Source organism: Devosia nitrariae, assembly GCF_030160115.1.
Taxonomy (GTDB): Bacteria; Pseudomonadota; Alphaproteobacteria; order Rhizobiales; family Devosiaceae; genus Devosia; species Devosia nitrariae.
The window spans coordinates 1-25687 of the sequence record NZ_BSNS01000030.1 but is presented as its reverse complement, the minus strand read 5'-3'; the positions used below and the strand labels follow the sequence as shown (position 1 = coordinate 25687).

The window sequence follows — 25687 nt, the reverse complement described above, 5'->3', positions numbered from 1 at the left end:
GCCTGTCCCATCCGCCTTACGGGCGAGAGGCAGGACGTGCGGGCTCGTGATATCCGTCAGCCCACCGAAACCCGGCTCCTGACGAACGCTTCGACCGCGTTTTGCGCCCGCTCGGTCACTTGGGCAATCCTGGAATCGCTGCTCATCTGCGGTTCGAGTGTGGCCATCTTCTGCAGGTGTCGGGCAGCACTGTGGGTGAGGACCCAGTTGGGGGCGCGCGCCAGCGGCATCTCGTTGAGCCGTCCCGCCTTGCCCTGGCCGCCGCCGCGCCCGGTCATGGCGATATAGAGCTCGAGGAGGCTGGTCGGGCGCAACTGATGCATGCGCAGCTCGATGTCGAGTGCGCCCGACCAGTCGAGCCATTTCATGTGGTGACCGCTATAGATCGGCTTAGCCCCGATCCAGGGCGTGCGCAATGCATCGGCGACGATCGCCCCGTGCATTGCCTCGGTGATGAGGAGCTCGGCACCCTGGATCTGCGCCAGTACCGTCTCGACCGGCTGCGTTGCGTCGATCAACGTCATCCCTGCCAGCCGACAGGCCTCTGCCCACATACCGCGCTCGAGGCTCTCGTAGTGCGGCATGAACGCGACGCCGACGTTCTGGGCGGGTGCCGGCAATTCCATCGCCCGCAACAGAACGGCGCTGTCGCAGATCGAGAGATCAGGCGAGACACCGATCTTTTCGGCGGTATGCGGGCCGCGCACGAACCGGATGTCCCACGTGCCGTCATGGATATCCGGCAGCCCCATATAGCCGGCATAGCCCGAACCCATGACGAACTTGCGTGCCTGCGGGTCGAGATGATCGCCGATGATCGAGCCGATGCCGACGAACAGCTCGCTTTCATCCTCGTCGAGGAAGCCCGGCGGCAAGAGGACCGGCCAGACATGGAGGTTCAATTCGTCGCCGAAGTTCGGCACCTTGCCCCGGAAGAACACCAGCTTCATTCAGTACCCCTTCGCTACTTGTCCGCCGCATTGAGACGGCCGGCGACCCCGGCCGTGTGGTTCGCAAAGCTGTGGGCCGCAAGGTCCAAGCTGGTCGCTTCGGCAGCATCCGCCCAAGCATCGGAGGAACATCGCCGCTTTATTGCGCGACCTCGAGCCGGGCGATGATCACGTCGCCGGCGCTGACCTCGGTAGTTGTGTCCGCCTCAATTTCTTCGCCGCCGCGCACAATGGTGTAGGTGTAGCTGGCCACTGCGTCTTCCTCGGCCGTGGCAATGCCGCTGTAGGCGACTGCTTCGCGGATGAGCCCCTCCTGCGTTGCCAGCTTCATCGCCAGCTCGACGATCTGTCCGTCGACCTCCTGGCGCTCGAGTGTAAGCTCGGATACCCGCACGTCGGTGAGCTGCGCCTGTTCACGGTCGGCGTCGCCGATATCCTGCCGGGCCTGCAGCGTTGCGGTGTCGATATCGAGGAGCCGGCCTTGCAGGTCCGCCACGTTTGTTTCGAGCGAAGACACTCGCGAGACGAGCGTCAGCCCACCCTCCGCAAGATTACGCACATTGGCCAATTGTTCCTCCGCCAGGCTCAGCTGCCGCTCGAGCGCCTCCCGCTTCTGGGCGAAGGTTTCGATCTCCCGATTGAGCAGCGCCACCTGGTCCTGGAGAGCCGAAGTCTGCGACGTCAGTTGACGCGAATGCGCCTCGAGGATCGCCTGCTCGGCCGCGATCAGCGCCTCGACATCTTCGCTCTCGGCAAGGTCCTCGGGCACCGTGATCTCATCGGCCCCGGCCAGCTCGGCATCGAGCCGCGCGCGCCGCGCCAGGAGCCGCAGATACTCCTCTTGCAGGATCTTGTACTCGCCATTGGCACTGATCAACTCGCGTTCGGCACGCGAATTGGCATCTGAGGTCCGCCGCTCCCCGCCGGCAAGGCTCAATGCCTTGATGACGTTCAGCCCGGGCGAGAACAGATATTCGCCGGGCGACTGTACGTCCCCGGTCACGTAGATTGGACCGAACTGGGCCACCTGGATCGAAACGTTGGGCGGCGTGATCAACCCCAGCGACTGCTTGAGGCCTTGGCTCACCATCTCGGCCAGTTCACTCGTCGTCTTGCCGGCGCTCTCGGTCTCGCCGACGAACGGAAACGATGTCGTTCCGGTCGGCCCCACCAGATACTCGCCACCGAGCGCCGTCCATTCCTCGAACAGCGCTTCGGAAGCCTTCCATTCGACGACCCGCACCAGGATCCTGTCCGACACGCTGAGCCTGTAGGGCTCCTGCGCCACTGCGCCGGTCACGGGAAGCAGGAGCCCCACCATCACCACTGCGCCGCACAGGATGGACAACCGTTCGAAACCCCGACGGATCGCTTTCGCCATTGGCATTTGCCTCGCAATTGGTTTCACGCGCTCGAGACCGTCTGTGCAAATGGCGCCAGCATTTGGGCAACGTGCGTCTGCCCAATGCATGGGAGCCTCCCGCATCCATTCTCGGGAATGCGTAAATCTCAGCCTACCATGGGTTTTTTGCCGTTCGACCCGATCGGCCGCGCGTGTCGCTCAACCCAGCCCTGCGCTGCCGGGGAAGCTCGCCGGCCGCTAGATTGTGGCCGGCTCAAGGCTTCAATGAACGCTGATCACGCCGTTGACGGCCCGGTATTCGGCCGGTTGGATCAGCCGCTGGTGGGCGATCCGCACCGAATGCAGCGGACCATCGAGGCGGTTGCTCCAGAAATCGAGGAAGTGCACCAGTTCGGGGAAATGCGGTGCGAGATCGTACTGCTGCCAGACGAACTGCTGCAGCAGCGAAGGCTGGTCGGGCAGCCGGTAGAAGATCTGGGCGGTGGTCAGGCCGTAGCCGTCCAGTTGACGTTTAAAGGCGGAATCCATGACGCATCCTTGCAGGGTCGCGTGCTGGTCACCGCGACCGCGCAATTCCGGCAGGGTTCCGCCGGCCGCGGTACCATCGCCTCAAGCTTAGCGATTCCAATGGCTTGGGGGAAATCAGCACTCATGACGATTGAGTGACAACGATCTCCCCCTTTGTGCTCCGATGCTAACCGGCCGCTGTATAGGCGGTCTTGACGATGGTGAAGAACTCGGCGGCGTATTTGCCCTGCTCGCGCGAACCGTAGCTCGAGCCCTTGCGCCCGCCGAAGGGCACGTGGAAGTCGACCCCCGCCGTCGGCACGTTGACCATCACCATCCCCGCTTCCGCATTGCGCTTGAAGTGGGTGGCGTATTTGAGCGATGTGGTCACGATCCCCGCCGAGAGGCCGAACTCGGTATCGTTGGCCGTCGCCAGCGCTTCCTCGTAGTCCTTGACCTTGATGACGCTTGCCACCGGCCCGAAAATCTCTTCGCGCGAGATGCGCATCGAGTTAGTCGCCTCGACGAAAAGAGCGGGTGAGAGGAAGTAGCCGTCGGTGTCGCGCGTCACGCGCTCGCCACCGACGAGAAGCCTCGCGCCCTCGCCCTTGCCGATCTCGATGTAGTCGGTGTCCTGCTTCAACTGGCTCGGGTCAACCACCGGTCCGATCTCGGTATCCTTGGCGAGGGCATCGCCCACCCTGAGGTTGCGCGTGCGTTCGGCCAGGGCCTCGATGAACCGATCATGGATGCCTTGCGTGACGATGACGCGCGAGGAGGCCGTGCAACGCTGACCCGTCGAGAAGAATGCCGACTGCGCGACCGTCTCGACCGCGACCTTGAGATCGGCATCGTCGAGCACGATCGTCGGATTCTTGCCGCCCATTTCGAGCTGGAACTTGCGCCCGACCTTGACCGAGGCCTCGGCCACGCGCCGGCCGGTTTTGACCGAGCCGGTGAAGGTGATGGCGTTGACATCCGGGCTGTCGAGCATCGTCTGCCCAACGACCGATCCCTTGCCCATCACGAGATTAAGCACGCCCTTGGGCAGCCCCGCACGCACGAGGATATCGACGATCGCCCAGGTCGAGCCCGGCACCAGGTCGGCCGGCTTGATTACGACGGTGTTGCCGTAGCAGAGCGCCGGCGCGATCTTCCAGGTCGGAATGGCGATGGGGAAGTTCCAGGGCGTGATGATGCCGACGACCCCGATGGGCTCGCGGGTGATTTCGATCCCGATCCCCGGCCGCACGCTCGGCAGTACCTCGCCCGCGAGCCTGAGCGCCTCGCCCGCGAAGAAGTCGAAAATCTGCCCGGCACGCGTCACTTCACCAATGCCTTCCGGCAGGGTCTTGCCCTCCTCGCGGCTGAGGAGTTCGCCCAGTTCCTGCTTGCGCGCCATGATTTCATCGGAGGTTTTGCGCAGGATCGCATGCCGCTCGAGGATCCCCGAGCGCGACCAGGCAGGAAAAGCAGCCTTGGCCGCGGCGATCGCTTGGCTTGTGTCTTCGACGGTGGCGCGCGCATAGACGCCGATCACGTCGTTGATGTTGGAAGGATTGATGTTCTCGGCTCCGTCCGCGCCCACCCATTCGCCATCGATCAGGTTCTTGTAGAATTCGGTCATCGCAAAAGCCTTATGCAGTCGGTTAGAGGAGATCGGCCCGCGCCAGGTCGCGCATGAGATGGCTTGCGCCATAGGTCCAGGGCGGGCACTCGGTAGAAAGCCGCACGCGGTTCGAGAGCGTGCCAAGCGTCGGTGTAGATATCGAGACGGTGTCGCCGAGCTTATGGGTAAAACCCTTGCCGGCACCGTCGCGGTCCTGGATGGGCGCGAACATGGTGCCGAGATAGAGCACCAGCCCGTCAGGGTATTGGTGATGCGCCCCGATCGTTGCTTTGACAAGCGATTCCGGTGTGCGCGAAATCTGGCTCATCGAGGATTTACCCTTGAGCTCGAACCCGTCCTCGCCGGTGACCGCAAGGTCGATATCAGCTTTCGAGATGGTCTCGAGCGTGAAGTCGCCCTCGAACAGGCGGAGGAAAGGCCCGAGCGAAGCTGAGGCATTGTTGTCCTTTGCCTTGCCGAGCAGCAGCGCCGAACGACCCTCAACATCGCGCAGGTTGACGTCGTTGCCGAGCGTCGCCCCGAGGATGCTGCCCCGGCTCGAGACCAGCAGCGCCACCTCCGGCTCCGGATTGTTCCAGCTCGAGACCGGGTGCAGCCCGACATCGGCTCCGTGGCCGACCGACGACATCGGCTGGCCCTTGGTGAAGATTTCGGCGTCCGGCCCGATTCCGACCTCGAGATACTGGCTCCACACACCCCTTGCGATCAGGGTCTCCTTGACTTTCATCGCCGTCTCCGAGCCCGGCACAAGCTCCGAAAGATCGGTACCGATGAGATCGAGGATTTCAACACGCAGCGCCTCGGCCCGCGCCGCGTCGCCACGCGCCTGCTCCTCGATCACCCGCTCGAGCAGCGAGACTACGAACGTCACGCCCGATGCCTTGATTGCCTGCAGGTCGATCGGGGAAAGGAGCGAGGGGCTGCCATCATCCGTCCCGGTCGCCCAGCTATTGGCAAGAATGGCATCGAGCGCCCCGATCGCCTCGCCCTTGGCTGCCGCGACGTAGCCGGCCGGATCATCGCTCTCGGCAATATCGCGTACGCTCGCAAAACCCTTGGCGGTGATATCGAGGACGGCGCCGTCACGGACCGTCACCACGACAGGGTGCGACTCTCCGGGCCTGCGCGCCCTCCCGAGCAGAATCCCTTCGGTCGGCACGATTGCGCTCACGATCGTCTCTCCGCACTAAAATGTCAGCCGTGACTAACCCGTCACGAGCGTTCGAGGCAAGCGCTACGTACCTCAACCTTTGGTTGCATGCGCATCCACAGGTTCATTCAACTGCCGTTCAGGTGTGCCCCATTACTGACGCAATGGCTGGCGACAGGTGCCGGCATTGATTCAAGGAGTTTCAGCATGCGTCTGCTTACCGGTCTTGTTCCCCTGGTCCTCACCGCCGGTTTCGCACTCCCCGCTTATGCGGGCACCATCACCATCGACGGCCGCGGCGAAGTGACCGCCGCTCCCGATACCGCGTTCGTCAACTCCGGCGTCACGACCCAGGGCGCAACCGCCCGTGAGGCGCTCGACGCCAACAGCAAGGCCATGGAAGAGCTGATCGCCGCGCTCAAGGACGCCGGCATCGAACGGCGCGACATCCAGACTTCGGGCTTCTCGGTCAACCCTAACTACGTCTATTCGGACGCGCGCGACGCCAACGGCTATTCCCTGCCGCCCAAGATCAACGGCTACCAGGTCTCCAACATGGTTACGGTGCGCGTGCGCGAGCTTGATTCGCTTGGCCAGATATTGGACCGTGCGGTCACTGTCGGCGCCAACACGGTGAACGGCGTGACCTTCTCGGTCGCCGACACCAGCGACCTTTACGACAAGGCGCGCCGCGCCGCCTTCGCCGATGCCCGCCGCAAGGCCGAACTCTATGCCGAAATCTCCGGCGAGACCCTGGGCGAGCTCGAAAAGATCAGCGAGAGCCAGTCCTACAACCAGCCGCCGCAGCCGATGATGGAAGCGGCCTACGCGCGCGCCGCCGACAGCTCCGTTCCCGTCGAGGGCGGCGAGCTCACCTTCGCCATCATCGTTTCGGCAGAGTGGGAATTGGGCAACAACTGAAGCTTTTTGATGCCCGTGCGCTGGAATGCGACAACTGCCGCCATTATGTGCGGGTTGAAATCCAGTTCCCCTTCACCAGAGGGGGCTTGGGGAGGTGGGAGCTTCCACCGTAGTCACTGATCGCTCCCACCGACCTCCCTTTCAACCGGCCGGAAAGCCCCTCTTGGAGGACCGCTTTTCGGCCGGTTTGCTTGTCACCATCGGCATTCGACAAAGTCCTCCAACGAGAGGACGGAGATTCAGACACCGGGCACAAAATCCCACTGACGCGCGCGCAAACCTGATGCCAAATTGGGCCAAGGAGGTGGCGAGCCATGGAACAGTTGCCTGAAATGGATCGACCGCGAGTGATCGTCTCCGTCAATGCGTCGGTGGACGGGCGCATTGCTTTCCGGCGCAATGAGCCGCTGATGCGGGAAGAGACAGAACGGGCCTGGACTGCGCTCTGGCCGGCGAGTGTGCAGGGCGTCGAGGCGGCGCGATCCGAGGAGATCATGCGGGTTCACGCCCCGCAAGCGATGCTCGAGGGTAGCGGATCGCTGGTTAGCGATCTGGCAGGTTCGCCGGAAAGGCACGATGTTCATTTCGATGGACCCGCCGAAGTGCTCTATTCGGATTTCCTGCCCGCGTCGGTACGCGAGCGGCCAGGCCACGAAAAATGGTTCACAGTCGTTGACAGCCGGGGCCGGGTGCATTGGACGATGAAGAGCCAGGGCGAGTACGATGTCCTGGTGCTGGTCGCGCGAGCGACACCGCGCTCCTACCTCGCCTATCTACGCGCCGAGAACATCTCTTACTTGGTCGCAGGCGAGGAGCGGGTCGATCTGCGTGAAGCGTTGCGGCGGATGCGGGACAAACTAGGAGTGAACTGCGTGGTCTCGACCGCCGGAGGTGGGCTCAACGGGGCGCTCCTGCGCGCTGGGCTCGTCGATGCGGTGGACCTTCTCGTCTGCCCGATGGCTATCGGCGGCTTGGGCACACCGAGCATTTTCGACGGAGCGCAACTCGAGGAGCACGCGACGCCGACGCGGCTCAAGATGCTCTCGGCGCACGTGGAGGCGGATGGGTTGCTCAGGCTGCGCTATGAGGTGGATCGGCCTTAGAGCAGGATGCACATGCCCTGACCGTCGAATGAAGTGCCCTACCCGGCCACCACCTTCCAGAGCATGTTGAGCCCGACCAGCACCAGGAAGACGGCGAAGACATTCTTGAGCGTCTTCTGGTCGAGCCGGTGGGCGAGCGCCGCACCCAGGGGCGCGAACGCGGCCGCCAGCACCGCCACCAGCACCAGCGCGGGGAAGTTGACATAGCCGAGGCTGAGCGGCGGCAGGCCCTCCCCGTTCCAGCCCGAGACGATGAAGCCGACAGTGCCCGACACCGCGATGACGACGCCGAGCGCCGCCGAGGTGCCGACCGCCCGGTGCATGCTCGCCCCGAACGCCACTTGCGTTGGCACCGAGAGGGAGCCACCTCCGATTCCCATCAGTGCCGAGATGTAGCCGACGAGGAAGGCACAGACCCGATGCGTGAGGCTCGAACCGTCGAGATGGCCCATCAACCGTGTCTGGAAACCCGTGACGATATTGGCGGCGATGACGAAGGCCATGACTGCAAAGACGATGCGCAGGACGTCGCCCGAATAGAGCCCGGCCATCAGCCCGCCGATGAGTGTGCCGACCAGGATGAAGGGCGCCCAGAGCCTGAAAATCCGCATGTCGAGCGCGCCGCGGCGCTTGTGGGCCAGCGCGCTCATCAATCCCGTGGGGATGATGATGGCGAGCGAGGTGCCGACGGCCACATGCATGGTGACGTCCGCATCGTAGCCGATCCACAGGAGGGCGTTAGAGAGCACCGGCACGATGATGGCCCCGCCGCCGATGCCGAGCAGCCCCGCTGCCACCCCCGACACCGCCCCGGTTGCCACGAGGCCAGCGATGAGCGGCCAATAGGAAACAAGCTCGCTCCAGTCCATCATGCCTCCCCAATAGCATGCAGCACCACCTGCCGGTTATGAGGCCGTGTACGGTGCTCGAAGAGATAGATGCCCTGCCAGGTCCCGAGAACGGGCTGGGCGTCGATGATTGGAATCGCAAGCGAGGTCTGCGTCAGTGCCGCACGGATATGGGCGGGCATGTCGTCGGGCCCCTCGGTGGTGTGGACGATCCACTCCATCCCTTCCGGGACCAGGCGGCGGAAAAAATCTTCCAGATCGGTCTGGACGTCGGGATCAGCGTTCTCCTGGATGATGAGAGAACACGACGTGTGGCGCACATAGACGGTCAGCAACCCTTTGCCGACACCAGATCCGGCAACGAATCCGCGCACACTGCGCGTGAATTCGGTGAGACCCTTGCCGTTGGTGGCGATGCTCAATGTCTCGAATGCTTGCTGCATGAGCGGCTTTCCGGTGGACAGGTGGGAGCTAGCATCTCCACCGTCGCCTGACCAGTCGTCCGCCGCAATTGCGCCATCATCCCCGATGTTCTCTGACGGGACGGTTGATTTGGAACCGGCTGCAAACCCAGGCGTTGCGGCCCTCGCGGGAGGATGCGGAAAGAGGGTCATGGATGAACATTCGTTCAGGTTCGGTTCAGAACCGCGGCATGATCCTTATGGTCCGCGGGAGCAATGCTTCGGAAGCGCAACGCGCCTTCGTCCCATGCTTCGGCAACGAGATTCGGAGTGGGGTACCAGGTCGCCCGACGCTCCAGCACTGAGAAGGAAAGACAACCGATGCGCCTCAAGAATTGGCTTCTGACCGGGACCAGTCTCGGCATCCTCGCTTTCGCGCCGCTTGGCGTAAACGCCCAGGACTCAGGGCTGGCTGCCGCCTACCAGGCCTATATTGAGGCCCAAGCCTCTGGTGACGAGGGGGCGACCGACGCAGCGCGCGACGCGTTCGCGCAAGCATGCATCGCGGCCGGCTACTCCAGCGTCGACCAATGCACCGCTGCCGCTACCGGCGAGGCAGAGCCGGCCGTTGAACCCGAGGCGCAGCCGGAACCGGAGCCCGAACCCGAGCCCGAGGCAGTCGAGGAACCCGCCCCTGAACCGGAGCCCGCTGAGGAACCCGCGCCCGAGGTGACCGAGGAAGAGGCCCCGGCGGCAGAGCCTGCCCCCGAGCCCGAGGTGGTCGAGGAACCAGCCCCCGAGCCCGTCGAGGAGCCGGCGCCAGAACCGCAGCCCGAACCGGCGCCTGAAGCAGCACCCGTGGAAGAGCCTGCTCCTGCCCCCGAGCAACCTGCCGAGCCCGCACCCGAAGTGGTAGAAGAGCCGGCACGTGAACCGGCCGAAGAGCCCGCACCCGCTGAGGAGGTTGCACCGGCAGAAGAGCCTGCTCCCGCTGAGGAGGTTGCACCGGCAGAAGAGCCTGCTCCCGCAGAGGACGTCGCACCGGCAGAAGAACCTGCGCCCGCTGAGGAAATCGCGCCGACAGAAGAACCGGCGCCCGCAGAGGACGTCGCACCGGCAGAAGAGCCTGCTCCCGCAGAGGAAGCCGCGCCGGCAGAAGAGCCTGCACCCGCAGAGGACGTCGCACCGGTAGAAGAACAGGCGCCCGCAGAGGACGTCGCACCGACAGAAGAGACCGCACCAGAGGAAGAGCCTGCGCCGACTGAGGAGCCCGCGCCCGCGGGTGCAGATATCAGCGCCGCGCTCTCGACCCAGGTCGATATCTATAATGGCGCCGTCGCCGACATGATGGCCGGCGGCGACCCTGACGCGACGCGTGCCGAGATCGACGCCGCGCGTGCCGAAATGGAGGCGCTGTGCACCGAGGCGGGCTATCCCTCGCTCGAGGCCTGCCTTGCCGAGCACGGCATCACCCTGCCCGCAGTTCCCGCAATCGACCAGCCCACCGAGCAGCCGGCACCCGATGAGCCCGCCCCCGATGAACCTGTCGAGGCGGCTCCCGAGGCCCCGGCTCCGACCGAGCCTGCCCCGGTCGAGCCGGCTCCCGCCGAGGTTGCGCCCGAAGAGCCCGTGGCCGAACGGCCGGCCACCGACACGCCGGTCGATGAGGCCGTCGAATCCGTCGAGACCCTGCCTGAAGGGGTGAGTGCTGAGGACTTGGCTCCCCTGCTCGACAGCGCCAAGGACGCGGCCGTCGCACCCGTCGAAGGTGAGCAGCCCGCCGAGGGCCAGCCTGCCGAGGAGCAACCCGTGGAGGACCAGCCGGCGCCCGAAGTCGACGCCAGCGCCGAGGCGCCTCCCCCGGCCGAGCCCGTGGCGCTGCCCACCACGGATGTCGAGGCTCAGGCCCGGCTTGCCGTCCAACAGGATGCCATCGTCTCGGCTACTCAGGAGACTGGTGAACGCGTCGAGGTCCAGGCCATCGAGCCGCTGAGCGTTCCGCAGAACGTGACGATCATCAACCAGACCAACGTTACCAACAGCGTCACGACCAATGTTCAGAACAACACCGTCAACCAGAACTTCGGCAACGTGCTGACCCAGGTCATCGTCGAGGTTGGCAATCAGCTGATCATCGACAGCCGCGGACAGGACACAAACCGTTTCATCGAATACGATGCCGAAGAGGTCTATTACGAGCGCCTCGGCAACGGGCGTATCCGCGAGACGGTGCTGCGTCCGGACGGCAGCCAGATCGTTACCGTGCGCAACCGCAACGGCGACATCCTGCGCCGCTCGCGCATCACGCCGGACGGGCGGGAATATGTGCTCGCCTGGTTCGATGACCGCTATGACGACGAGCTGCTCGAGTGGCGCGATCCGGCCCGCGAACTGCCGCCGCTGCGTCTCAACATTCCGGTCAGCGAGTACGTGCTCGACGTCCGCCGCGCCGACGAGGACCAGATCGAACGCTTCTTCGCCCAGCCACCGGTCGAACAGGTGACCCGTCTCTATTCCATCGACGAGGTGAAGCGTTCGGCACGCGTGCGGGACATGGTTCGCCGCCTGGAAGTCGGCAACCTGACGTTCGAGACCGGCTCGGCTAATGTCGGGCGCGACCAGGTCGCCAATCTGAGTGCGGTGGCCGGAGCCATGCTCGGCCTGCTCGAGCGCAATCCGGCCGAAACCTTCCTCATCGAAGGACACACCGACGCCGTCGGCTCCGACATCTCCAACCTCCAGCTCTCGGACGCGCGCGCCGCGACCGTGGCCCGCATCCTCACCGACTTCTACGACGTGCCGCCGGAAAATCTTGCAACGCAGGGTTATGGCGAGCGCTACCTCAAGATCCGCACCGAGCTTGGCGAACGCGAGAACCGCCGCGTCACCGTCCGCCGGATCACGCCGCTGATTACGCCCTATGTCGCCAGCCGATAGGGCGATCAGGCGAGGATAATCGCAGTCAAGGCCGGGCACCTCGCCCGGCCTTTTCCATCAGCCCAGCGAGCACCTCTAACAGGTCAATTCCTGCTTCTGACACTCACACGTCCGCATTGGGTAAAGCCTGCCGAACCCGCCGAAGCCGGGATCCGCGGAGCAGTTCTTCAGAAGATTTCATGAAAATGCCATAATCAGGCGACCGCTCAAACCGTAGTTGTGGAACTTTAACTACCTGAATCTCCGCGGCTTTTTGAAGTTACTCGCGAAATTCCTGCCTCTTCACGAATTCGGGAACAAATGCATTTACCCCAACGTTCTTGTGTCGACCAATTGAATGACACCAAGGAGCGTTTCAAATGGCCGACAATGATCGTGACAACCTCTACACCACTGACCGCAGCCGCGAGGTCTATACGCGCGAGAGCAACGGTACCGGCTGGTTCGTCGGCATCATCGTTGCCCTGGCACTGCTAGCCATCGGCTACTTGGTCTTCTCGGCTAACTCAGGCCCTGGCACCGGTACCGACGTTGACGTGACGACCGAAGCGCCAGTGACCGACGGCACCGCCCCGGCTCCGATGACCGAGGCTCCGGCGACTGACACCGCTCCCGCGCCGATGACCGAGGCACCCGCCACCGAGGCCCCCCCGGCGACCGAGGCTCCCGCAACCGAAGCCCCGGCGACCGAAACACCCGCCGCGCCGGCTGAAGGTGGCGCCGCGGCTCCGGCCGCGCAGTAGAGGCAAACCCTCTCCCCGACGCTTCAGTCCCCTCCCTCTGAAGCGCAAAGAAGCCCCGGCCACCGCCGGGGCTTTTCATTTCTGCTTCCCGAAATGTCGTGCACTGACCGCCGGAGCCTTGTGTATGCCCCATTCGATCCCCAAATCGACGGCAGTCAGATCGATGAAGGGAGCCTGCATGTTCAACGTCGACCAGATCCTCAAGGCCCTGCAAACCGACCCCGGCACACAGCGTACCGCCATGACCGGCGCGGCCGGGCTCGCCGCCGGCATGCTGCTGTCGGGCGGCAAGCCGGGTAAGCTCTTCGGCAATGCCGTCAAGATCGGGGCGGTCGCCGCCGTTGGCGGTCTCGCCTACAAGGCCTGGCAGAACCATCAGGCCAAGCAGGCCGGGCAAGCCGACGCGCCGACGCCTGGCGAAGATGCGTTCATACCGGCGCCTGGCCACGACGAGGAACGCGAGGAACTCGGCAAATCCCTGGTGCGCGCCATGATCGCCGCCGCCAAGGCCGATGATCGCATCGACGCCGACGAGAAGGAAGCGATCTTCAAAAAGCTCGAGACCATGGCCCTTTCGTCCGAGGAGAAAGCCTGGGTGTTCGACGAACTGTCGAGCCCGCTCGACCTCAATGCCGTCGCCCAGCGCGCCGACACGCCCGAGCACGCCGCCGAGATCTACGCCGCATCATTGGTCGCCATCACCGCCGATACCGCCGCCGAGCGCGCCTATCTCGACGCCCTGGCCAGCAAACTCAAGCTCGATCCGGCGCTTGTCGCCGAGATCCACAGGACCGCAGGCGAGCACGCCCCGCAGCAAGCGCGGGTCGTGGGTGACACCTACCAGCCGACCGGGAACCTTTGAACTGCGGCACCGTTGCTGACCGCCCCCAAATGCTTCGGTTCTCCCTCCGAAGCGGAAGCCCCGGCCGTCCCGCCGGGGCTTTTTGGTGCTGGAGCGTTTTCAGCAAAAAAGCCTGTCCCGGACTTGATCCGGGATGGACACCACTTTTGCGGTTCAAAACGCGACCTTCGAGAGAGAGCTTCCCGTTCCGACTGAATCGGAACGGAAAGAGCTCTGGCAGTAACATCCATGTGCCGTCTTGAACCGACGAGGGCGTCCGTCCAAATCTGCGCCGAAAAGAACTGGTCTGCGCCGAAAGGAAATGCGCATGCAGATGGGTCTTTATTCCTTCGCCGAGAACACGACCGAGCACTTTTCGGGTCGCCTGCAGTCGCCTGCCGAGCGTCTGGCCGATCTTCTCGAGGAGATCGAGCTCGCCGATCAGGTCGGGCTCGATTTCTACGGCCTTGGCGAGCATCACCGTCCTGACTTCGTCGCCTCGGCGCCGGTGACCATCCTTGCGGCTGCCGCTGCGCGGACCAGGTCCATCCGCTTGTCGACTGCCGTCACGATTCTGAGCTCGGACGAGCCCATCCGCGTCTGGCAGCAGTTCTCGACCCTCGACCTCATCTCCAGCGGCCGCGCCGAGATCATGGCCGGACGCGGGTCCTTCGTCGAAAGCTTCCCGCTCTTCGGCTACGACCTCAACGATTATGACGATCTCTTCGAGGAAAAGCTCGCCAAGCTCCTGGCGATCCGCGAGGCCGGCAAGGTCGACTGGCCGGGCTCCAACCACACCAAGCCCATTCCCGGCATCGAGATCTACCCCAAGCCCATCCAGCAGCCCCTGCCGCTCTGGATCGCCGTCGGCGGTACGCCCAATTCCGTCGCCCGCGCCGCTTTTTACGGCCTGCCGCTGATGCTTGCCATCATCGGCGGAAATCCGCGCCAGTTCGCTCCGCTGGTCCAGTTCTACCGCGACAGCCTTGAGCAACTTGGCAAGCATACGACCATTCCCGTCGGCATCTCCTCGCATGGCTTCATCGCCGAGAACAGCCAGGACGCCCTCGATATCGCTTTTCCCGCCCACCACGAGGCGATGAGCCGGATCGGGCGCGAGCGTGGCTGGCCGCCGACCACCCGTGCCCAGTTCGAAGTCGGCGCAGCCCCGGAAGGCGCCTATCACATGGGTTCACCCCAGCAGATCATCGACAAGATTCTCGCCCAGCACGAGCTCTTCAGGCACGACCGTTTCGGCCTGCAGCTCTCCGTCGGCACCCTGCCCCACGACAAGGTGATGAAAGCCATCGAGCTCTATGGGACGGTGGTCAAGCCGGCGGTGAACAAGGCGCTGGGCCAGACCTAAAGCGGAATGCGCAAAGATGGCTGCCGCGTTTCGCGAGGATCTCCGCGACTACGAAGATCAGAAGCGCGCAATTTGAGTCCGTCAAATCGCGCGCTCCAGAACTGGTATCATTTCGATTACTCCGCGGGGATGCGCGACCAGCCGTGCCGCGGCGGCCACGCCGGCATGACCAGGCGCAGCAATGCGCGTGCCTGCAGCCGTGAAGGGCTCTCAGTGCCGTCCCGGCGACGCGCCTCGGCAATCTCGGCCTCGACTCCAGGGTGCAGCAGTGCGCGATCGATATTCTTGAAATGGTAGGTGGCGGGAATCATCTTTCATCTCCTTGGGTTGGGTTACTCCGCTCAGGGCGTCTGTTGACGACCGAGTTGAGGGTAACGCCGGGCCCGCGGAGGGCGTGAGTTACAAGTCTGGCGGGATTTCCGCGGAGGCCGGTTCGCGCCGAAGCGCATGCGTCGCCGAGGCCCGCGCGCGTCACACCCGCTTCATCGGACCGTCCTAGGCTTTCCTGGTTGAGGCGCCGCTCCTTGCGGAGCGACGATATCAGGAGAAATCAGCATGTTAGCCAAAGCCCTTTGGGCGGCCCTTCCGCTGGCCGCCACGATGATTGTTGTCCCTGCCCTGGGACAGGACGAGCCGCCTGCCATGCAGTCCGAGGTGGTCGAGGTCTTCGAAATTCCCGAGGCCAACCAGGGTATCGGCGTCGACGCCGAGCATTTCTACGCCATCGACAAAACCGAGATTGCCAAATACGCCAAGGACACCCATGAACTGGTGGACTCGGCCGATTATGAGGACATGGGCGCTATCCATTTCGACAGCGCCGCGGTCGTTGAAGACAGGATTTATGTCGCCCACTCCAACTATTCGACCTGGCCGATGACGAGCTCGCTCGAGGTATTCGACGCCGAAACCCTGGAGCACCTCGACAGCTATAGCTTCGGCATCCAGCTCGGCTCGTTCACCTGGGTCGACCAGGCCCCGGACGGCTCGTGGTGGGGCGGCTTTGCCAACTACAACCGGGTCTTCGACAAGAGCCCATTCGCCTACGGCAACAAGTTCAACACCCAGGTCGTGCGCTTCGCCCCCGATTGGGAGATCGCAGAGCAGTACGTCATCCCGGACGAAATCATCGAGAAGTTCGATGACATGTCCAATTCCGGAGGTTCCTGGGGGCCGGACGGCAATCTCTACCTTACCGGCCATGATCCGGCTGAAGCCTATGTAATGCAGGTGCCTGAGATCGGCTCGACCCTCAAATGGCTCGCCACCGTCCCTCTCGACATCCGCGGCCAGGGTATCGCCTGGGACCGCGCGGAACCGGACGTCCTTTACGGCATCATCCGTGGCGAGGGCGACGAGGAGAACCGCGTGAGCGTCAACCGCGTCGCGCTCGACAGCCTTACGCAATAGAGCAACGAGAGCGGGATGCGAAAAAAGCCTGTCCCAGACTTGTTCCGGGATGGGACCCGGGTTTTTCGCAAGAATCCCGCGACACGAAAGGTGCGAGCTTCAGGCTTTGGAAGGGCGCTCGGCGGCGCCCTTCACCCCCGCCCGCGATAGGGCGGCACGCCCTGATCGGGGAGCCAGACGCCCTTGGGCGGCTCGCCCGTCTGCCAGAAGACGTCGATGGGAATGCCCCCGCGCGGATACCAGTAGCCGCCGATCCTCAGCCAGCGCGGCTTGATCGTCTCGACAATCTTCTTGGCGATATCGAGCGTGCAGCCTTCGTGAAAGGCTCCATGGTTGCGGAACGAGGTGAGGTAAAGCTTCAATGACTTTGATTCGACGAGGAATTCGTCCGGTATGTAGTCGATGACGAGGTGAGCGAAATCCGGCTGACCCGTCACCGGACAGAGCGAGGTGAATTCCGGCGCGACGTAGCGCGCAACGTAGAGCGTGTCGGGATGCGGATTGGGGACGGGATCGAGCGTCGCATCCTCGGGGCGCTCCGGCGCCGCAATTGTCTTGCCGAGCTGCAGGTGTTCGGTTTCCATGGAAACCTACTTCCCGCTGCGTTTGATCGACTTGATGGCGAGCGGCGGAACACCGGATTTGTCGGCGATCGCCCGGTCCTGATCCATGATAGCAGTGCGCGCCGGCTCGTCCCCGTCTAGCCCGCCCAGCAGGCTCGCGTCGACCTTGCGGTTGGAGCGCTGGCTGCCATCCTCGTAGATAACGTCGAACAGCACGAATTCGGTGCGGGCGGTTGGTTTCTTGGCCATGGGATTGTCTCCGTGCTTTGCACGCGCCGGCCGGCGGGACGACCCCGCCGCCGACATGGGCAGCAATGTTGCGATTGTCGCCCGCTCTTAACAGACGGCGTTGCCAAGCGTTAGGAGAAAATCTTCTCGCCCTGCTCGTCGATGATCTGCCGCCCCTTGCCGAGCGCCATGACCACGAGGTCCTCCTTGCTGGTCATCCGGTCGGCGCGCACGAACTTGTAGGTCTTGAGCTCGCCGCCGATCTCCTTTTCGATCGTACCGGCGAGCTGCATCTCGGCACCGGCCGGCATATGGATCGCCTTGATGAGAAAGCCCTTGTAGCTTTCCTCGCCCAGCACCTTATCGCCGCCGGCATCGGCCTTCTCATCCCCACCCCCGAACAGTTTCTTCAAAAAGGACATGGGTCTCTCCCTTGCGGCCGTTTGCATATGTATTGTCAGGGCTGGTCCTAGCGCGCCCGGCGCGTCTCGCGCAAGACCAAGCCGCCCTGGCTCTCGATTTCCTCGCGCAGCCACTGGGGCGAGATGTCGAAGTGGTTGGGCCAGGTTGGCACGCCGTTCTCCAGCCTCACTTTGGCAAAGTACCGCCGGTCGCGCAAAGCCGAGACCGACCCCGGTTCCTCGAGGAGCCGGGCAGCATCGAAGACGCCATAGATCCCGTCGCTGAACATGACCTCGAGCTTGAACGGCGGCGCAGTGCGGATGGACGTGACTTTGAGCGGCATGAAGTCGGCTCCCTTAGGGCGGGCACACACCTTTGTCTCGCGCAAAGATCGCGCCGTGTCGAGCGCAGGTTTTTGCGATCACCGTCCATGGATCGAAAACGGAGGCAAAGCCCCGCAGCTCCTTTGCCCCCTAACGACCGAGCCTCAGCACATGCGTTGCGTGGTCCTGGTTCGCGGCCTCGAAGCCGAGGGAAACATGGAACCGCGCCGCATCGACATCATCGGTCCTCAGCCTCACTAGGGCATATCGGCCTTTCGCTCGGCGGAGGGCGGCTCCGACCAACGCGCTGCCTACCCCGCGGCGACGACATCCGGGCAGGACATAGAGGTGGCGCAACCGCGCCGTCACATTATCGGCAGGATAGGGATCGGCGTTGAGACCGACGCAACCGGCCGCAATGTCTCCAATCCTTGCCAGCAACAGGCACTCGCCGGGCCGGTCGAACCGGTTGACGCCGCTGCGCCAGTCGGCAATCAGCCGATCGATGAACTTGAAGCCCTCGGTCCGAGCGTCCAACAGAAAGGCGTCGATCCAGCTTTCCGGATCGACGCCTCTTGAATATCGAGACGATCCGGCATCGCCGGCTTAGTTGTCGAGGAAGCTCCGCAGCTTCCTCGAGCGGCTCGGGTGCTTGAGCTTGCGCAGCGCCTTGGCCTCGATCTGGCGAATGCGCTCGCGCGTCACCGAGAACTGCTGGCCGACTTCCTCGAGCGTATGGTCGGTGTTCATGCCGATGCCGAAGCGCATGCGCAGCACGCGCTCCTCGCGCGGCGTGAGGCTCGCCAGCACCCGGGTCGTCGTCTCGCGCAGATTGCTCTGGATCGCCGCATCGATCGGCTGGATCGCGTTGACGTCCTGGATGAAGTCGCCGAGGTTGGAATCCTCTTCATCCCCGATCGGGGTCTCGAGGCTGATCGGCTCCTTGGCGATCTTGAGGACCTTACGCACCTTGTCGAGGGGCATCTGCAGCTTTTCGCTGAGCTCCTCGGGCGTCGGCTCGCGGCCGATCTCGTGCAGCATCTGCCGGCTGGTCCGCACGATCTTGTTGATCGTTTCGATCATGTGGACCGGAATGCGGATGGTGCGAGCCTGGTCGGCGATCGAGCGGGTGATCGCCTGCCGGATCCACCACGTGGCGTAGGTCGAGAACTTGTAGCCGCGCCGGTACTCGAACTTGTCGACCGCCTTCATCAGGCCGATATTGCCTTCCTGGATGAGGTCCAGGAACTGCAGGCCGCGGTTCGTGTACTTCTTGGCAATCGAGATCACCAGCCGCAGGTTCGCTTCGACCATCTCCTTCTTGGCGATGGCCGCCTCGCGCTCGCCCTTCTGCACCTTGTGGACGATGCGGCGGTACTCGGCGATGTTGAGGCCGGTTTCGGTCGCAAGCGTTGCGATGTCGCCGCGCAGCTCGGCGATGGTGTCGGCTTCACGCCGGGCGAACTCCGCCCAACCCTTACCTTCGCGCTCCGCGAGCGATGCTTCCCAGGCAGGATTTACCTCCTGCCCGTAATAGCTCTCGAGAAACGCGTCGCGCTTGACGCCGTAGCTCTCGGCGAGCCGCAGCAAACGACCCTCGAGCCGCACCAAGCGCTTGTTGATGTCGTAGAGTTGCTCGACGAGGCTTTCGATGCGGCTGGCGTTGAGCGAGAGCGACTTGACGTCGGCAATGACGTCGCTGCGCAGCGCTTCGAGCGTCTTCTTGTCCGCTTCGGTCACGGCGACGGTGCGATCTTCGGCGTAGCGGTCCTGCATTTCGCGCATCTTGCCATAGGCGTCGGCAATGCGGTCGAAAGTCGAAACCACCTGCGGCTTGAGCTCGGCTTCCATGGCCGAGAGCGAGAGCGCGTTCTCGAAGTCGTCGTCCTCTTCCTCGGCCGGGTCCTGAGGCGCCTCCGGCTCCTCGGGCACATAGTCGTCATCATCGCCCGAGGTGGGCCTGGCTTTCTTGACCGGCTCGGGCTTCTTCTTCTCGACCTCGGCCGATTTCGGCGCGATGAGCGTTGCAAGATCGGGTGCGGGCGCCGCCTGTTTGGCGTCGGGCCCGGCATAGGTCGCCTCGAGGTCGATGATGTCTCGCAGCAGGATTTCGCCCTCGGCGAGCTGATCGCGCCAGATGATGATGGCCTGGAAGGTCAGCGGGCTCTCGCAGAGCCCCTCGATCATCGTTTCGCGCCCAGCCTCGATCCGCTTGGCAATAGCAATTTCGCCCTCGCGCGAGAGAAGTTCGACCGAACCCATCTCACGCAGGTACATGCGCACCGGATCGTCGGTCCGGTCGCTGCCTTCGCGGGTGTTGGACTTGGAGGTGACGGCCGTGCTGGCCGAGGGAGCAATTTCGCCGCCCTCCTCTTCGTCGCCGGCACTCGTGTCGCTGTCGGCTTCCTCGACCTCGTCTTCATCGACGACGTTGATGCCCATGTCGGAGAACATGCTCATGATGTCTTCGATCTGTTCGGAGGAAACCTCCTCCGAGGGCATCACGGCGTTCAGTTCCTCATAGGTCACATAGCCACGCTTCTTGGCAACCTTGATGAGCTTCTTGACGGCCGCATCGGAAAGGTCGAGCAGGGGGCTGTCGTTCGTCGTTTCCTGGCCCGATTCGGGCTTCTCGGTTTCTTTGGTGGGCTTTGTCGCTGCCTTGGTGGCCATATAGTGCTCCTCGGGGCCCTGGGCGGTAAGGGCGCCGGTCAGGTTGTCGCCTTCAGCATGATCGGGATCGGCTTGCCTTCGATCCTGGGGCCATGCTTAGTTGGGGATTGCCCATGGCGAGGTAAAGGTCCGGTAAAGCAGCCGTTATAAATCGACCACTACCGGGCCCGCATCGGTCGCTTTGCGATAGGCAAAACCGCGCGTACCCGCAGACTTCGAGGCGTACCCCTCAAAAACTGCGCGTCGCGCGTCCCGATAACGAACCAAATCCTTCGATCAACGCCTCTGTGCCATCCACAGTGGTTATCTGGTTCTTGATGTCGCGCAGCCGCTCAAAGGTTTCTTCGCTCGGGTCTTCACCCAACGCCGCTTCGGCTGCTTTGAGTTCCCTATTTAGCTGAACTTTCTTGTTATGCAAGGCCAGCGCGTGATTCAAACCGGTCTCTGCGTCGATTCGCGCGATATCGACCGAAATCTGCCACACGCCCTGCCGCGCCAGCATCTGCCGCAGCCGTTCGACCGCCTCCCCGAAACCGCGCGCCCCGAGCGCGGTATCGAGGTCTGCCGGGCTCATATCGTGATGGCGCATGACCAGGTCGAGGATGGCCGAAAGGAGCTTGCGCGCCGTCGGCGTTTCGAAATCGAGCGTTGCCAGGTCCTCGAACCGATCCCCCGCGAGCTCGGGATGGTTGATCAGGCTCACAAGGATCACCGCCTCGCGCGGCGTCGCATCGGCGACGACGCTCGGCTTGAGGAGTCGCGAGTTGCGCAGCGTGTCCGAAACCACCAGCCGGGGCGTTCCGCGCGGACGCTGACCATAGGGTCGGTTTGCATCATGCCGACGGTTGCGATCGAACCGCTCGCCGCGCACCGGCGCAAAAAACGCCCGCAACTGCTCATCGAACGCCTGTCCGTAGTGCCGGCGCACCGACGCGTCGCCGATCGAGTTGGCCCGCTCGCGTAGCCGCGCCTCGAGCGCGGCCCGCGCCTCCGGCGTCTCGGGCACCAGCCCGCCGGTTTCAAGGCTCCAGATCACGTCAGAAAGACTTCGTGCCCGCTCGATCACGTCCTGAAACGCCGCTCGGCCCTGTGCCTTGATCAGGTCGTCCGGGTCCTGCCCCTCGGGCAGCGTCGCGATCTTCACCGTCTTGCCGGGAGCCAGATGCGGCAGCACCAGGTTCGCTGCCCGCTGCGCCGCTCGCTGGCCGGCCGCGTCGCCGTCGAAGCAAAGGATGGGCGCATCACTCATCCGCCACAGGAGTTGCAGGTGCTCCTCGGTCATGGCGGTGCCCATCGGCGCGACGGTTCCTTCGAAGCCGGCCGTCACCGCCGCGATCACGTCGAGATAGCCCTCGACGACGATGACGGTCTTGCCGTCCTGCGCCGCCTTCCTTGCCGTCTGCCCGTTGTAGAGCGTCAGGCGTTTGTGGAAGAGCTCGGTCTCAGGAGAGTTCAGGTATTTGGCCGGCACGTCCGCCGCCATCGCCCGGCCGCCGAAGGCGACGACCCGCCCCTTGAAGTCGGCGATCGGGAACATCACCCGATCACGGAAACGATCGTAGGGCACCGGGATGTCCTCGCCATGAACGACGAGACCGGCATCGACCATCTGCTCGCCCGACACCCCGTTGGCGGCCAGATGTTCCTTCAAACCATTGCGGCTGTCGGGCGCATAGCCAAGGCGAAATCGCGCCTGCGCTCCCGCCGAAACGCCGCGTTCGAAGAGGTAGCCCCGGGCTCGAGCCCCGATATTGTGCGCCAGCGCCGCCTCGAAATACTTGGCCGCAAGCTCCATTACGTCGAGAAGCCCACGCGCTTGGCGCTCGCGTTTTTCGCTCCGTTCGTCGCGCGCGGGCATTGGCACACCCGCCATCCCGGCAAGCTTTTCCACCGCCTCGGGAAAGCTCATGCCGGTCTTTTCGGTCAGGAACCGGAAGTGATCCCCATGAGCCCCGCAGCCGAAGCAGTGGTAGATGCCCTTGCGGTCATCGGCGTGGAAGCTTGGGCTTTTCTCGCCATGGAATGGACAACACGCCCACATGTCGCCGCGCGCCGGCTGGCTCTTGCGCTTATCCCAGAGCACGTGCTCGCCCACCACCTGCGTGATCGGCAGGCGCTGACGGATCTCGTCGAGGAACTGGTCGGAAAAACGCATGGGAAAGATAAGTAAGTATTTACTGACACGAAGTCACCTCGGCCCGTCGGGTTATCCCACCTATCCGTGCCCGATGCGTTGGAGCTTAAGCCAAGGAAGCGTCCCCCACACCTGCCGGCCTCCCACGCATCGCCGCAGAACCCGCAGCGTTCCCTATTTCTGAATCACGCAAAACCTGTTCCCGTCCGGATCGGCCAGCACGACATAGTCGGCACCTTCGGGATAAACCCGATCCACCTTTTGTGCACCGAGGTTCAGCAGGCGCTCGATTTCGGCTTTCTGATCGCTCGCATAGAGATCGAGGTGGTGGCGGGGGCGGCCCGGTGGCGGCGGGTCGGAAACGCCGTCGAGGGCCAGTTGCACACCCTCACCAGAGCGAGGAACAAGAATGGCCCAGTCCACGTCGGGCTCGCGTAACGGCTCATAGTCCAAAGCCGCACACCAGAACGCTATGGCGCGTGGAACGTCTCGCACGCCCCAGACGATTGAACCGATCCTGAGCACGTTGTCCTCCCATGGTTGCTTGATGCCGATAACAGAGAGCTCCGGTTGAAGTTCCGCGTGACGGCCCGCTGGACTTGCGAGGAACCGCGCCTCGGCAACCGGACGCACAGAAACACGACCGCGAGGATCGAGAATGTCTTTCTCGCCCCTCGCCCATCGCCGCAACGATAATTCCCCGCATCGCCGCAACAGGATAAGCCATGACCGGACTTACCTGCCTCCACTTTGCTACGCTTGAGGTCATCTAGCGAGATGGGAGTTTTCCAATGCGCCTTTCCACTTTAGCCGCTGCCGCCGTTGTCGGCCTCGGCTTCGTGACCGCCGGCCATGCCGAGCGGCTGACCGATCAACCACTGGTCGATGCTGCCTGGCTTCAGCAGAACCTCGGCGACGAAAGCCTCGTCGTTATTGACGTGCGCGACGCCGTCGAGAATGCTTCGCCCTATGCCAGCGCTCATATCCCGGGCGCCATCAGCGCCCCCTATTCAACTTCAGGCTGGCGCCTGGAGATCGAGGGCGTTCCCGGCCAGTTTCCTGGCGTCGAGCCTGCGTCCGAGCTCATCGGCAGTCTCGGCATCGACAATGACGATCACGTCGTCATCGTCGCCCAGGGCACCAACTCATCCGAGTTCGGCGCTGCCACCCGTGTCTACTGGACCTTCAAGGTCCTCGGCCACGACGCCGTCTCGATCCTCAATGGCGGCGCAAGAGCATGGGAGGCCGCCGGCGGCGAGGTGACGGACGTCGCCACGGTCCTCGAGCCTGCGACCTTCACCCCCGACTTCCGCCAGGAACTGCTGGCCACCACCGCCGACGTACAGACGGCTCTTGCCAACGGCACGCCGCTGGTCGACGGCCGTCCGGCCGCCCAGTATCGCGGCGAGGCCAAGAGCCCGGTCGCCCGCGTTGCCGGCACCATTCCCGGCGCCGTCAACATTGACAATGGCCTGCTCTACGATGCTGAGAACGCATCGTTTGCCGATGCCGCCGCCATCGCGGCGCTGGCCGACGGCGTCGGCGTCGGCGCGGACGAGGCCAACATCGCCTTCTGCAACACTGGTCACTGGGCCTCGATTGTCTGGTTCGGGCTGCACGAGGTGCAGGGCAACGCCAACACCCGCATGTATGACGGCTCGCTCGCCGAGTGGACGGCCGACCCGGCCCGGCCCGTCGAAAACGGCGTCTGATGCGGCTCGCCCGTCACAAAGCCGAAAATGTCCAGGGCCTGCGGGCTCTGGACATTTGCCGTCAGAGGCACCACTAACAGTTAATCCTTCACGAGAACTCGGTCCTCCAGACTGGTCCAATGACTCAGGTTTCCGCCACCGCCCCGACGCCCGCCGCGCCCGGTTTCTCCAGCGACAAAGCCGTCGTCCTCGTCGTCAGCATCGCCATCGTCGCGGCGGCGCAACTCATCGGCCTGCTGGTCTCGCCTCGCCAATCGCTGCTCTTTCTCATCGGCGGCCTGTTGGGCGTCACCCTCTATCATGCCTCGTTCGGCTTTACCGGCGGCTGGCGCCGCTTGGTGGTCGAAAGACGCGGCCGGGCCATGCGCGCCCAGATGCTGATGATTGCCGCCGCCGCCGTCGCCTTCATTCCGCTCATTGCCATCGGCAGCGTCTTCGGCCAGCCGCTCGTCGGCGCCACCGCGCCCGTCGGCGTCTCGGTCCTCTTCGGGGCTGCCCTCTTCGGCCTCGGCATGCAGCTGGGCGGCGGCTGCGGCTCGGGTACACTTTTTACCGTCGGTGGCGGCAGCGCCCGTATGCTGGTGACCCTTGCCTTCTTTATCGTCGGTGCGCTCGTCGGCACGGCGCACCTGCCCTTCTGGCTGACGCTCCCCTCGCTGCCGCCCGTGAGCCTTGGCGCCGCGGCCGGCGTTCCGGGCGGCATCGTTGTGACCCTCCTCGGCCTTGGCGCCATCGCGCTCGTCACCATCCTCATTGAGCGGCGGGCCCATGGCAGCCTCGAACAAGCGCCCAAGCCCGCCCGGCAGGGCGTCGAGCGCCTGCTGCACGGTCCGTGGCCGCTCATCGGCGCCGGGCTTCTGCTTGCCGCCCTCAATCTCTCGACCCTTATCGTTGCCGGCCATCCCTGGTCGATCACCTACGGCTTCGGCCTCTGGGGCGCCAAGCTCGCCGCAGCGGTCGGCGTGCCGGTCGACACCTGGGAGTTCTGGACCTGGCCGGCCCAGGCCCGCGCCCTCAACGACAGCGTGCTGGCCGATGTGACCTCGGTCATGGATTTCGGCATCATCCTCGGCGCCGCGCTTGCAGCCGGCCTTGCCGGCAAGTTCGCCCCACGCGCCAAGCTGCCGGTCCTCTCGCTGCTTGCCGCCGTCGTCGGCGGCCTGCTGATGGGCTATGGCGCCCGCCTCTCCTTCGGCTGCAACATCGGCGCGCTTTTTTCCGGTATCGCCTCAGGGAGCCTGCATGGCTGGCTCTGGTTTGCGGCCGCGTTCGCCGGCAGCATGCTGGGCGTCTTCGCCCGCCCGCTCTTTGGCCTCGACGGGTTCAGGAAGTCATGAGCAACCGCAACACGCTCCTTTTCGGCGCCGCCATGGTGGTGGCGACCTCCGCCGTCGCCGCCGACCACTACGCCCATCGCGCTGCGCCACCCCCTGCGCCCGCCCCGGCCGCGGCAGCCGCCACGGCGCCATGCGCCGCCGCGCC

25 protein-coding genes are annotated in these 25687 nt (G+C 64.2%); 9 read left to right on the top strand and 16 right to left on the bottom strand.

From position 1 onward, the window contains the following. Window positions 1-56 precede the first annotated feature (56 nt). From QQK18_RS26780 to QQK18_RS26760, 5 genes are all read right to left on the bottom strand, one after another. On the bottom strand, window positions 57-950 hold the full coding sequence (locus tag QQK18_RS26780; RefSeq protein WP_284343484.1) for a polysaccharide pyruvyl transferase family protein: 894 nt from the start codon (window positions 948-950) through the stop codon (window positions 57-59). Window positions 951-1089: 139 nt separating this feature from the next. Further along, complete coding sequence (locus QQK18_RS26775; RefSeq protein WP_284343483.1) at window positions 1090-2331, bottom strand: polysaccharide biosynthesis/export family protein; 1242 nt, start codon at window positions 2329-2331, stop codon at window positions 1090-1092. Window positions 2332-2574: 243 nt separating this feature from the next. Continuing rightward, window positions 2575-2841: an usg protein gene (locus tag QQK18_RS26770; RefSeq protein WP_284343482.1), complete on the bottom strand. Its 267-nt coding sequence runs from the start codon at window positions 2839-2841 to the stop codon at window positions 2575-2577. 166 nt (window positions 2842-3007) lie between these two features. Beyond that, window positions 3008-4447 (bottom strand): aldehyde dehydrogenase family protein, encoded by a 1440-nt coding sequence (locus QQK18_RS26765; RefSeq protein ID WP_284343481.1) that lies wholly within the window; start codon window positions 4445-4447, stop codon window positions 3008-3010. Between the two features lie 22 nt (window positions 4448-4469). Continuing rightward, window positions 4470-5621 (bottom strand): fumarylacetoacetate hydrolase family protein, encoded by a 1152-nt coding sequence (locus QQK18_RS26760; RefSeq protein ID WP_379994193.1) that lies wholly within the window; start codon window positions 5619-5621, stop codon window positions 4470-4472. 186 nt (window positions 5622-5807) lie between these two features. Between QQK18_RS26760 and QQK18_RS26755 the strand changes: the two genes are divergently transcribed. Together QQK18_RS26755 and QQK18_RS26750 are read left to right on the top strand one after the other, a co-directional pair. Beyond that, window positions 5808-6521: an SIMPL domain-containing protein gene (locus QQK18_RS26755; protein ID WP_284343480.1), complete on the top strand. Its 714-nt coding sequence runs from the start codon at window positions 5808-5810 to the stop codon at window positions 6519-6521. Between the two features lie 314 nt (window positions 6522-6835). Next, the gene (locus QQK18_RS26750; protein WP_284343479.1) at window positions 6836-7624 is read left to right on the top strand and encodes a RibD family protein; all 789 of its coding nucleotides are present in this window, start codon (window positions 6836-6838) and stop codon (window positions 7622-7624) included. A gap of 38 nt (window positions 7625-7662) precedes the next feature. On the opposite strand, the gene QQK18_RS26745 is transcribed toward QQK18_RS26750, so the two are convergent. Together QQK18_RS26745 and QQK18_RS26740 are read right to left on the bottom strand one after the other, a co-directional pair. Further along, window positions 7663-8493: a sulfite exporter TauE/SafE family protein gene (locus QQK18_RS26745; protein ID WP_284343478.1), complete on the bottom strand. Its 831-nt coding sequence runs from the start codon at window positions 8491-8493 to the stop codon at window positions 7663-7665. Then, window positions 8493-8915 carry a secondary thiamine-phosphate synthase enzyme YjbQ gene (locus QQK18_RS26740; RefSeq protein ID WP_284343477.1) on the bottom strand — a complete coding sequence of 141 codons (423 nt, stop codon included), beginning with the start codon at window positions 8913-8915 and terminating at the stop codon, window positions 8493-8495. Before QQK18_RS26740 ends, QQK18_RS26745 begins: the two co-directional genes overlap by 1 nt. Before the next feature lie 339 nt (window positions 8916-9254). Between QQK18_RS26740 and QQK18_RS26735 the strand changes: the two genes are divergently transcribed. The 4 genes from QQK18_RS26735 (at window position 9255) to QQK18_RS26720 (ending at window position 14760) form a co-directional block, all read left to right on the top strand. Further along, window positions 9255-11810, top strand: a complete 2556-nt coding sequence (locus QQK18_RS26735; protein WP_284343476.1) for an OmpA family protein — start codon at window positions 9255-9257, stop codon at window positions 11808-11810. A 359-nt stretch (window positions 11811-12169) separates the two neighbouring features. Further along, window positions 12170-12553, top strand: coding sequence for a hypothetical protein (locus QQK18_RS26730; protein WP_284343475.1), 384 nt, complete (start codon window positions 12170-12172; stop codon window positions 12551-12553). Between the two features lie 178 nt (window positions 12554-12731). Further along, window positions 12732-13415: a tellurite resistance TerB family protein gene (locus tag QQK18_RS26725; protein ID WP_284343474.1), complete on the top strand. Its 684-nt coding sequence runs from the start codon at window positions 12732-12734 to the stop codon at window positions 13413-13415. A gap of 307 nt (window positions 13416-13722) precedes the next feature. Beyond that, a complete protein-coding gene (locus tag QQK18_RS26720) occupies window positions 13723-14760 on the top strand; it encodes an LLM class flavin-dependent oxidoreductase (RefSeq protein ID WP_284343473.1) in 1038 nt (345 codons plus the stop codon). A 116-nt stretch (window positions 14761-14876) separates the two neighbouring features. Here QQK18_RS26720 and QQK18_RS26715 read toward each other — a convergent pair whose 3' ends face one another. Next, the gene (locus tag QQK18_RS26715) at window positions 14877-15071 is read right to left on the bottom strand and encodes a hypothetical protein (protein ID WP_284343472.1); all 195 of its coding nucleotides are present in this window, start codon (window positions 15069-15071) and stop codon (window positions 14877-14879) included. Window positions 15072-15315: 244 nt separating this feature from the next. Between QQK18_RS26715 and QQK18_RS26710 the strand changes: the two genes are divergently transcribed. Then, a complete protein-coding gene (locus tag QQK18_RS26710; RefSeq protein WP_284343471.1) occupies window positions 15316-16170 on the top strand; it encodes a cycloisomerase in 855 nt (284 codons plus the stop codon). Window positions 16171-16301: 131 nt separating this feature from the next. On the opposite strand, the gene queF is transcribed toward QQK18_RS26710, so the two are convergent. From queF to QQK18_RS26670, 8 genes are all read right to left on the bottom strand, one after another. Beyond that, window positions 16302-16754 carry a preQ(1) synthase gene (gene queF / locus QQK18_RS26705; RefSeq protein WP_284343470.1) on the bottom strand — a complete coding sequence of 151 codons (453 nt, stop codon included), beginning with the start codon at window positions 16752-16754 and terminating at the stop codon, window positions 16302-16304. 6 nt (window positions 16755-16760) lie between these two features. Continuing rightward, a complete protein-coding gene (locus QQK18_RS26700) occupies window positions 16761-16982 on the bottom strand; it encodes a hypothetical protein (RefSeq protein WP_284343469.1) in 222 nt (73 codons plus the stop codon). A 110-nt stretch (window positions 16983-17092) separates the two neighbouring features. Further along, window positions 17093-17383, bottom strand: coding sequence for an HlyU family transcriptional regulator (locus QQK18_RS26695; RefSeq protein ID WP_284343467.1), 291 nt, complete (start codon window positions 17381-17383; stop codon window positions 17093-17095). Between the two features lie 47 nt (window positions 17384-17430). After that, window positions 17431-17706, bottom strand: a complete 276-nt coding sequence (locus QQK18_RS26690; RefSeq protein ID WP_284343466.1) for a DUF2442 domain-containing protein — start codon at window positions 17704-17706, stop codon at window positions 17431-17433. Window positions 17707-17836: 130 nt separating this feature from the next. Further along, window positions 17837-18223 (bottom strand): GNAT family N-acetyltransferase, encoded by a 387-nt coding sequence (locus QQK18_RS26685; protein WP_284343465.1) that lies wholly within the window; start codon window positions 18221-18223, stop codon window positions 17837-17839. A 69-nt stretch (window positions 18224-18292) separates the two neighbouring features. Continuing rightward, window positions 18293-20359, bottom strand: coding sequence for an RNA polymerase sigma factor RpoD (gene rpoD, locus QQK18_RS26680; RefSeq protein WP_284343464.1), 2067 nt, complete (start codon window positions 20357-20359; stop codon window positions 18293-18295). A 229-nt stretch (window positions 20360-20588) separates the two neighbouring features. Continuing rightward, entirely contained in the window at window positions 20589-22514 is a 1926-nt protein-coding gene (dnaG, locus tag QQK18_RS26675; protein WP_284343463.1) for a DNA primase, read from the bottom strand. Between the two features lie 153 nt (window positions 22515-22667). After that, window positions 22668-23018 (bottom strand): VOC family protein, encoded by a 351-nt coding sequence (locus tag QQK18_RS26670; protein ID WP_284343462.1) that lies wholly within the window; start codon window positions 23016-23018, stop codon window positions 22668-22670. Window positions 23019-23284: 266 nt separating this feature from the next. Between QQK18_RS26670 and QQK18_RS26665 the strand changes: the two genes are divergently transcribed. Together QQK18_RS26665 and QQK18_RS26660 are read left to right on the top strand one after the other, a co-directional pair. Beyond that, window positions 23285-24205, top strand: coding sequence for a sulfurtransferase (locus QQK18_RS26665; protein WP_284343461.1), 921 nt, complete (start codon window positions 23285-23287; stop codon window positions 24203-24205). 119 nt (window positions 24206-24324) lie between these two features. Then, window positions 24325-25542 carry a YeeE/YedE family protein gene (locus QQK18_RS26660; RefSeq protein ID WP_284343460.1) on the top strand — a complete coding sequence of 406 codons (1218 nt, stop codon included), beginning with the start codon at window positions 24325-24327 and terminating at the stop codon, window positions 25540-25542. Window positions 25543-25687: the final 145 nt, after the last annotated feature.

What these genes read in the sequence shown, in the direction of transcription:
- QQK18_RS26780 (WP_284343484.1), bottom strand. Translation starts at nt 950, where the DNA reads ATGAAGCTGGTGTTCTTCCGGGGCAAGGTGCCGAACTTCGGCGACGAA.
- QQK18_RS26775 (WP_284343483.1), bottom strand. Translation starts at nt 2,331, where the DNA reads ATGGCGAAAGCGATCCGTCGGGGTTTCGAACGGTTGTCCATCCTGTGC.
- QQK18_RS26770 (WP_284343482.1), bottom strand. Translation starts at nt 2,841, where the DNA reads ATGGATTCCGCCTTTAAACGTCAACTGGACGGCTACGGCCTGACCACC.
- QQK18_RS26765 (WP_284343481.1), bottom strand. Translation starts at nt 4,447, where the DNA reads ATGACCGAATTCTACAAGAACCTGATCGATGGCGAATGGGTGGGCGCG.
- QQK18_RS26755 (WP_284343480.1), top strand. Translation starts at nt 5,808, where the DNA reads ATGCGTCTGCTTACCGGTCTTGTTCCCCTGGTCCTCACCGCCGGTTTC.
- QQK18_RS26750 (WP_284343479.1), top strand. Translation starts at nt 6,836, where the DNA reads ATGGAACAGTTGCCTGAAATGGATCGACCGCGAGTGATCGTCTCCGTC.
- QQK18_RS26745 (WP_284343478.1), bottom strand. Translation starts at nt 8,493, where the DNA reads ATGGACTGGAGCGAGCTTGTTTCCTATTGGCCGCTCATCGCTGGCCTC.
- QQK18_RS26740 (WP_284343477.1), bottom strand. Translation starts at nt 8,915, where the DNA reads ATGCAGCAAGCATTCGAGACATTGAGCATCGCCACCAACGGCAAGGGT.
- QQK18_RS26735 (WP_284343476.1), top strand. Translation starts at nt 9,255, where the DNA reads ATGCGCCTCAAGAATTGGCTTCTGACCGGGACCAGTCTCGGCATCCTC.
- QQK18_RS26730 (WP_284343475.1), top strand. Translation starts at nt 12,170, where the DNA reads ATGGCCGACAATGATCGTGACAACCTCTACACCACTGACCGCAGCCGC.
- QQK18_RS26725 (WP_284343474.1), top strand. Translation starts at nt 12,732, where the DNA reads ATGTTCAACGTCGACCAGATCCTCAAGGCCCTGCAAACCGACCCCGGC.
- QQK18_RS26720 (WP_284343473.1), top strand. Translation starts at nt 13,723, where the DNA reads ATGCAGATGGGTCTTTATTCCTTCGCCGAGAACACGACCGAGCACTTT.
- QQK18_RS26715 (WP_284343472.1), bottom strand. Translation starts at nt 15,071, where the DNA reads ATGATTCCCGCCACCTACCATTTCAAGAATATCGATCGCGCACTGCTG.
- QQK18_RS26710 (WP_284343471.1), top strand. Translation starts at nt 15,316, where the DNA reads ATGTTAGCCAAAGCCCTTTGGGCGGCCCTTCCGCTGGCCGCCACGATG.
- queF (WP_284343470.1), bottom strand. Translation starts at nt 16,754, where the DNA reads ATGGAAACCGAACACCTGCAGCTCGGCAAGACAATTGCGGCGCCGGAG.
- QQK18_RS26700 (WP_284343469.1), bottom strand. Translation starts at nt 16,982, where the DNA reads ATGGCCAAGAAACCAACCGCCCGCACCGAATTCGTGCTGTTCGACGTT.
- QQK18_RS26695 (WP_284343467.1), bottom strand. Translation starts at nt 17,383, where the DNA reads ATGTCCTTTTTGAAGAAACTGTTCGGGGGTGGGGATGAGAAGGCCGAT.
- QQK18_RS26690 (WP_284343466.1), bottom strand. Translation starts at nt 17,706, where the DNA reads ATGCCGCTCAAAGTCACGTCCATCCGCACTGCGCCGCCGTTCAAGCTC.
- rpoD (WP_284343464.1), bottom strand. Translation starts at nt 20,359, where the DNA reads ATGGCCACCAAGGCAGCGACAAAGCCCACCAAAGAAACCGAGAAGCCC.
- dnaG (WP_284343463.1), bottom strand. Translation starts at nt 22,514, where the DNA reads ATGCGTTTTTCCGACCAGTTCCTCGACGAGATCCGTCAGCGCCTGCCG.
- QQK18_RS26665 (WP_284343461.1), top strand. Translation starts at nt 23,285, where the DNA reads ATGCGCCTTTCCACTTTAGCCGCTGCCGCCGTTGTCGGCCTCGGCTTC.
- QQK18_RS26660 (WP_284343460.1), top strand. Translation starts at nt 24,325, where the DNA reads ATGACTCAGGTTTCCGCCACCGCCCCGACGCCCGCCGCGCCCGGTTTC.